The organism is Nocardia cyriacigeorgica (genome assembly GCF_010858045.1).
Classification (GTDB): Bacteria; Actinomycetota; Actinomycetes; order Mycobacteriales; family Mycobacteriaceae; genus Nocardia; species Nocardia cyriacigeorgica_E.
On sequence record NZ_JAAGVC010000053.1, the window covers coordinates 24,806 to 31,413 of the forward strand.

The window sequence follows — 6,608 nt, forward strand, 5'->3', positions numbered from 1 at the left end:
CATCCGATACAACGCCCGGTCAGCCTGCGTTTTCGAGCGAAGCGAGACCGAGCCCCAAAGTTCGCGGCCCGTCTCGCGTCTCAGCGATCGCTGCGCACGCCGAAGGCAAGCAACGGTCACTGAGCCGCGAGACATCCAGGGGCCGCGAACCGCGGCGCCGCAGGCGGCGCAAAAAGATACAGTATGTGAATGGCTCGGAACTGGCCGATGATCGAACGCGCGACCGAATTCGAGGCGATTCGCTCCGCGCTCACCGGTGACGGCCCGGTCGGCGCGGTGCTCACCGGAGACGCGGGCGTCGGCAAGACCACCCTGGCCAGACAGGCCACGGCGGCGGTAGGCGGCAATGTGCGCTGGGTGGCGGGCACCGAGTCGGCGCGCAGCATCCCGCTCGGCGTGTTCGCCCATATGGTCGGGGTGTACACCGCGCACGATCCGGTGACGTTCATGTCGGCCGCACGCGAGGCGCTGCTCGCCGACGGGCCGATCATCATCGGCGTCGACGACGCCCATCTGCTCGATCAACTGTCGGCGACGTTGTTGTTGCAGTTGGCGATCGACCGCGCCGCCCGCATCGTCGCGACCGTGCGCAGCGGAGTCCAGGTGCCCGATGCGGTCACCTCACTGTGGAAGGACGGCCATCTGCTGCGCATCGATCTGAACCCGTTCAGCCAGCGGCAGAGCGTGGATCTGGTGGAGTCGATGCTCGGCGGTCAGCTCGAGGGCTTCACCGCGAATCTGATGTGGGAATCCTCCGGCGGCAATGCGCTGTTCCTGCGGCACCTGGTCGAAGGTGCGCTGGAAGCCGGTTCGTTGCGTCAGGTCAACGGGGTCTGGCAGTTGCGCGGACGCGCCGCGGTCACCTCGGAACTGGCGGCGCTGCTGGAGGATCGGGTCGAACAACTGCCCGAGCCGGTGCTGCGGGTGCTGGAGCTGCTCACCTTCTGCGAGCCCATCGACCTCGAGGTGATGGCCGAACTGGCCGGTGAGGAGGCGGTGGAGGCGGCCGAGAACCGCGGCGTCATCCGGGTGGTGGAGAACTCGCACGAACTGGTCGTGCGCTACAACCATCCGCTGTTCGGTGAGGTCATCCGGCGCAGGCTGGGAATCGCTTCGGCGCGGCGCCTGCGCGGACGGTTGTATTCGGCGTTGAGCGAGCGACCGATCAACTCCGCCGCCGACCGGATCCGGCTGGCCGAACTGGCCCTGGACAGCGATAAATCCGCCGATCTGGAACTATTCGAAGCCGCGGCCGCCGATGCGATCGGTCTGGCGAATCTGCCGCTGGGCGAACGGTTCGCGCGGGCGGCGGTGGAACGTCGCGGCGGCGTGGAGTCGGCGGATCTGCTGGCGCGGGCGCTGCTGTGGCAGGGCCATCGCATCGAGGCCGAACGCACTCTGGCCAGCTTCGATCCGGACCAGCTCAACGAGGTGCAGCTGGCGCGCTGGGGCAGCACCCGGGTGTCGAATCTGTTGTGGGCCATGGGTGATGCCGACCGTGCCGATGAGGTGCTCGCGTTGGTGCGTTCCAAGGTGAGTCATCCGAAGATCGCGGCGATTCTCACCGGTTTGGCCTCGGCGTGCGCGGTGAACGAGAACCGCATCGACGACGCGTTCGACGACGCCGAGTCGGTGATGAACACCGAGGATGCCCCGCCCTGGGCGGTGTGGTGGGCCTCCTTCGGCGGCGGCCTGGCGCTGGCGCTGATGGGCCGCGGTGAGGCCGCAAGGCAGTACGCCCAGCGCGGGCACGAGGTCGAATCGCATATCGACGGGCTCAACCGCTTCATGTCCACCCATGCCGAGGTGCTCGCGCTCACCTTCACCGGTGACATGGAAGGCGCGCGTCGCTGCGCCACCGCCTATTTCGGCTACTCGGCGCCGGGGCAGTATCTGGCCTGGGGGATGTCGAAGATCTTGCAGGGCACCGTCGATGTGGCGCAGGGCCGGTTCCCGGACGGTATCGAACATCTCGAGCAGGCGTTGGCCGCCTTGACCACCGAAGGCGCTGCGGCATGGATGTTTCCGGCACGGTTGCGGCTGGCCGAGGCGTATTCGGCGCTCGGCCGGGCCGGTGACGCCGCCGAGGCCATCGCGGGGGCGACCGAGCGCGGCGGCAGGCACAGCGCCGTCTACGAACCGCAGCTCGAGATCGCCAAGGCGTGGCTGGCCGGCGCCGAGGGCACGATCACGCCCGCCATCCGCATCGCCGTGAACGCCGCTGACGCCGCCGCCCGCGCCCATCAGCACGCCATCGAGGCCATGGCATTGCACACCGCGGCCCGCTTCGGTGAGCATTCGGTGGCGGGCAGGCTCGCCGATCTCGCCGCCAAGGTCGACGGCGGGCTGGTGCAGGTGCAGGCCCGTCACGCCGTCGCCCTGGCCGCTCACGATGGGCCGGGACTCGATGCCGCCGCAGCGGAATTCGAGCGTATCGGTGCGATGTTGTCGGCCGCCGATGCGGCCGCGCAAGCCGCCTCGGCTCATGAACGTGCGGGTGACCGCCGCCGTCTGCTGGAATCGGCGGCCGCCGCGAACCGGCTCGCCGCGGCGTGCGGTGGCGCGAGCACGCCCGCGCTTCGGCAAGCGGCGCAACCACTTCCGCTCACCGCCCGGGAACGCGAGATCGCGAACCTGGTGGCCGCGGGTCTGACGAACCGCCAGATCGCGGACCGGCTCACGGTTTCGGTGCGAACGGTGGAGGGCCACCTGTATCGGGCGTGCATCAAAATGGATGTGACGGACCGGGAGTCGCTGGCCGCCTTGCTGCGCGGGGAGACCTCGGGCTGACGTCTCGACGGATGTCGGACATGCGTTTCCTTCCGGGAAGGTGGATCGAGAGTCAGCGAGCGAGGGCGGTGACTTCGACTTCGATCTGCCAGTCGGGCTGAGCGAGGGAAGACACTTCGAGCAAGGTGTCGGCGGGGTAGGGCTCACTGAGGAATTCGCCGCGGAGCTGAATGATCTTGTCGAGGTTGGCGGCCATATCGGTGACGAAGATGCCGACCTTCACCACGTCTGCGAGGTCGGCCCCCGCCTCGGCCAGGACTCGCTTGATATTGGCGAAGGCCTGCCGCCCTTGGGTCAGGAAGTCGTCCGAGACGGTGCGCCCCTGCTCGTCGATGCCCGCTTGCCCGGAGACGAACAGCAGGCCGTTGGCCGCGATTGCCTGCGAGATCTTGTACGGCGCGTACCAATCGGGTGTGGTCGCGATCTTCTCGATGCGCTGTGCGGTCATGGCCACTTCCTTCCATAGGTTGCATGTACATGCAATAAATGTAGGTGCATGCAGATGTTGTCACTGCATGTACTCTGATGTCAACCGGGAAGGCGGTAATCGTGGACGAAGCGATCTGGGATCAGCTGGTGGCGCTGCACGGCAGGGTGAACCAGCGGCTGGCCAAGGAGATGCAGCGACGCCACGGCATCGGGCTGTCGGAGTACCAGTCCCTGTGCCGGCTGGCGCAGGCCGAGAATGGCGAGCTGCGTATGCAAGAGTTGGCTGAGCTGATCGGCCTCAACCAGAGCTCGGTCAGCCGTCTGGTCGCCCGCTTGGAATCGGGGGGTCTCACCCGTCGCGATCTATGCCCCAAGGACCGCCGCGGCGTGTACACGGTGATCACCGAAGAGGGCCGAGCGATGCAGCAGAGGGCCGAGCCGACCTACCGGGACGCACTGGCCGAGGCGCTGGACGAGGCATCCGCCGATGCCCGGCTGAGCGAATTCGTCGCCAAGCTCCGCGCGTGATCGCGGATCGGGCCGACATCGGATGCCGGGCCTCCTGGCGGCAGACGTCCCGAAAGGTGCGCCCCGGCAAAGAACCCCACGATGAGCTCGGCGGCGGGGCTCCATCAACGCTCAAAAGAGGGTCGGTTCGCCGATTCCTGGCGTCCGTTCGATCTGGAGCAACCGCTGTTTGGTGCCGATGCCGCCCGGTGCGGAGAATCCGTGCAGGCCGTGATCGGCGGCGAGGACCCGGTGGCAGGGGATGATCAGCGGAATCGGATTGCGGCCGAGGGCTTGGCCGACGGCCTGGGCCGCGCCCGCCGCACCGACCCGTTCGGCCACCTCGCCGTAGCTGAGGGTGTGTCCGGGGTCGATATCGCGAGTGATGTCGTACACCGACCGATGGAATTGCGGGATGGTGCTGGTGTCCAGGGGGATCCAGCGCAGGTCGTCCAGCTCGCCGTCGAGGTGGGCTCGAATGCCTGCGATGGCGTCGGCGATCGCTGCGCCCGGTTCGGATTCGGTCACCGCACCGAATTCCGGGCTCTCCCGCATGATCCGCGCGCGAGTGGCCTCCAGGCTCGCCTCGGGTAGCTGAAATCGCACGACCGCGCCGCCGCGCCACGCGATCGCACAGGTACCGATCGCCGTATCGAACAGTGCCGCCGTCACCGGCGCGCCGACTGCTGCGTTCATAGCCGACAGTCTGCCCGGTACCACCGACAAGTGCGGTCAGAGCAGTCCAGTGGGAAAAACTGGACTGCTCCGTTCGTCGAGTCGATCACGTCGACGGCTCAGCGCGACCCCGCCGTCGCCCCGGGGCGTCATCGTCGCTCGGGTCCTCGTCCTCGCGGCGGGCATACACCCCGGCGATGTCCCGGAACAAGCGCTGTTCATCGTAGTGCGAGACCGGCAGGTTGCTGAGCGGATCCCGCGGTCGCAGCCGATCCACCTGCCAGCCCTCCTCGGTGTGGCGAGGCGCGTAGTAGTAGCCGAGCAGGCTGAAGGTCACGATGACGGCGAGGGTGACGAACAGGGTCATTCGTCCAGCGTGCGCCAACTGGCCTTGCCGATAAAGAGCCACTACCGCAATACTGGCCTGTATGGCGACACGTGTGATCGGTGCGGCGGGCCTGGCTCGCGACCTCGGCAGCTGGCGCGACCCGGAACCCGACGGGGCCGCGCGCAAACCCGCGCGCCCCGCCTACCTGGCATTGGCCGAAGGGATCCGGCTGCTCATCCACGACGGACGCGCGCCACTCGGCATCGCCCTGCCCAGCGAACGCGACCTCGCCGCCACCCTCGGCGTCAGCCGTACCACCATCACCTCCACCTACTCGCTGCTGCGCGAACACGGATACCTGATCACCCGGCAGGGTTCGCGCAGCACGGTCGCGCTGCCGCCCAGCATCCAGCACGACGGCAGCCGCCCGGCCAAGGGCATCCTCGCCATGATGGCCGGTTCCGATCAGCCGACCGTCGACCTCACCTACGCCGCCATGACCGCGCCCCCGGAGATGGAGCAGGCGTACACCACTGCCCTGCAAGGCATTCCGTCCTACCTCGGCACGCACGGTATGGATCCGGTCGGCGTGCTGGCGCTGCGGGAGGCCGTGGCGCGCCGCTATACCGAGCGTGGCCTGCCCACCGACCCGGATCAGATCCTGGTCACCCTCGGCGCCCAGCACGGCCTGCGGCTGCTGCTCAACGTGCTCGCTCCGCCGGCCGCGCGGGTGCTGATCGATCACCCCACCTACCCCAATGCCATCGAAGCCATCCGCGATGTCGGCGCCCGCCCGGTGCCGGTGCCGCTGCGCCCGGATTCGGGCTGGGATCTCGACGGAATCCGCAGCGCCGCCCGGCAGACCGCAGCCTCGCTGGCCTATCTCGTGCCGGATTTCAACAATCCGACCGGCCTGCTCATGCCGGCCGAGGACCGCGCCGAGCTCGCCGCTATCGCCAGGGAGACCAGGATGTCGATCATCGTCGACGAATCCATGGCCGATCTCGCGCTCACCGACGACGTGCCACCCCCGCCGACCGCGGCGTTCGCTCGCGGCACCGAGATCATCACCATCGGTTCGGCCTCGAAGTCGTTCTGGGGTGGTCTGCGCGTCGGCTGGATTCGCGCGGGCCAGTCCCTGATCACCCGCCTGCTCGGCATCCGCGCCACCGTCGACCTGGGCACCCCGGTGATGGATCAGCTGGCCACCACCTATCTGCTCGAACACGCCGACACCATCCTGGCCCGGCGCCGCACCCAACTGCGCGACCAGCGGGCCGCGCTGCTGGATGCCCTGGCCGAGCACCTGCCGGAGTGGCAGGTCGCCCCCGGTGCGGGCGGAATGTCGCTGTGGGCACAGCTGCCCGCCCCGGTCTCCACCGCCTTGGCGGCCACCGCCCCGAACCACGGCGTCCTGCTCGCCGCCGGTCCGCGCTTCGGCGTACAGGGCGCCTTCGAACGGTTCCTGCGCCTGCCCTTCACCCACCCCGAGGCCGACCTCCGCCGCGCCGCCGAATCCATCGCCCGCGCCTATGAAACCTTGAGTCCGCGTGCGGCAGAACCACTCCAGCCGCTGACCTGCTACTGAGGGTGCGCGCCGCCGACGGGCGATACCCGGCACCGGGACGGGGCCGCATACCGACGCGGGAGCCGGGGCCGATGTCGGAGGCCGGTATCGGTCCGGCCCTGACACGCCGAACGGCCGGGATTCCCAGAATCCCGGCCGTTCAGTGGTTTTCGGGTCAGTCCGCCCACACCGATTCGATCGGCGTCGCCGTGGTCGGCGGCGGGGTGGGTGAAGGGCAGGCGCAGGAACCGTTCGAAGGCGCCCTGTACGCCGAAGCGCGGACCGGCGGCGAGCAGGACGCCGTGGTTCGGG

7 protein-coding genes are annotated in these 6,608 nt (G+C 68.7%); 4 read left to right on the forward strand and 3 right to left on the reverse strand.

Going from position 1 to position 6,608, the window contains the following annotated elements:
- Positions 1 to 189 precede the first annotated feature (189 nt).
- The gene (locus tag GV790_RS26585) at positions 190 to 2,790 is read left to right on the forward strand and encodes a helix-turn-helix transcriptional regulator (protein ID WP_163817164.1); all 2,601 of its coding nucleotides are present in this window, start codon (positions 190 to 192) and stop codon (positions 2,788 to 2,790) included.
- A 52-nt stretch (positions 2,791 to 2,842) separates the two neighbouring features.
- Here the strand turns inward: GV790_RS26585 and GV790_RS26590 are convergent, their stop codons facing one another.
- Positions 2,843 to 3,238 (reverse strand): RidA family protein, encoded by a 396-nt coding sequence (locus tag GV790_RS26590; RefSeq protein ID WP_163817166.1) that lies wholly within the window; start codon positions 3,236 to 3,238, stop codon positions 2,843 to 2,845.
- A gap of 101 nt (positions 3,239 to 3,339) precedes the next feature.
- Here GV790_RS26590 and GV790_RS26595 point away from each other — a divergent pair, with 101 nt between their 5' ends.
- Positions 3,340 to 3,747 (forward strand): MarR family winged helix-turn-helix transcriptional regulator, encoded by a 408-nt coding sequence (locus tag GV790_RS26595; protein ID WP_163817168.1) that lies wholly within the window; start codon positions 3,340 to 3,342, stop codon positions 3,745 to 3,747.
- A 111-nt stretch (positions 3,748 to 3,858) separates the two neighbouring features.
- On the opposite strand, the gene GV790_RS26600 is transcribed toward GV790_RS26595, so the two are convergent.
- Positions 3,859 to 4,422 carry a methylated-DNA--[protein]-cysteine S-methyltransferase gene (locus GV790_RS26600; RefSeq protein ID WP_163817171.1) on the reverse strand — a complete coding sequence of 188 codons (564 nt, stop codon included), beginning with the start codon at positions 4,420 to 4,422 and terminating at the stop codon, positions 3,859 to 3,861.
- A gap of 85 nt (positions 4,423 to 4,507) precedes the next feature.
- A complete protein-coding gene (locus GV790_RS26605; protein WP_163817173.1) occupies positions 4,508 to 4,768 on the reverse strand; it encodes a hypothetical protein in 261 nt (86 codons plus the stop codon).
- 61 nt (positions 4,769 to 4,829) lie between these two features.
- On the opposite strand from GV790_RS26605, the gene yczR reads away from it, so the two are divergent.
- Entirely contained in the window at positions 4,830 to 6,317 is a 1,488-nt protein-coding gene (gene yczR, locus GV790_RS26610; RefSeq protein WP_163817175.1) for a MocR-like transcription factor YczR, read from the forward strand.
- A gap of 71 nt (positions 6,318 to 6,388) precedes the next feature.
- Positions 6,389 to 6,608, forward strand: a 220-nt coding sequence (locus GV790_RS26615) for a hypothetical protein (protein WP_163817122.1), incomplete at its 3' end; no start/stop codon positions are given.

What these genes read in the sequence shown, in the direction of transcription:
- GV790_RS26585 (WP_163817164.1), top strand. Translation starts at nt 190, where the DNA reads ATGGCTCGGAACTGGCCGATGATCGAACGCGCGACCGAATTCGAGGCG.
- GV790_RS26590 (WP_163817166.1), bottom strand. Translation starts at nt 3,238, where the DNA reads ATGACCGCACAGCGCATCGAGAAGATCGCGACCACACCCGATTGGTAC.
- GV790_RS26600 (WP_163817171.1), bottom strand. Translation starts at nt 4,422, where the DNA reads ATGAACGCAGCAGTCGGCGCGCCGGTGACGGCGGCACTGTTCGATACG.
- GV790_RS26605 (WP_163817173.1), bottom strand. Translation starts at nt 4,768, where the DNA reads ATGACCCTGTTCGTCACCCTCGCCGTCATCGTGACCTTCAGCCTGCTC.
- yczR (WP_163817175.1), top strand. Translation starts at nt 4,830, where the DNA reads ATGGCGACACGTGTGATCGGTGCGGCGGGCCTGGCTCGCGACCTCGGC.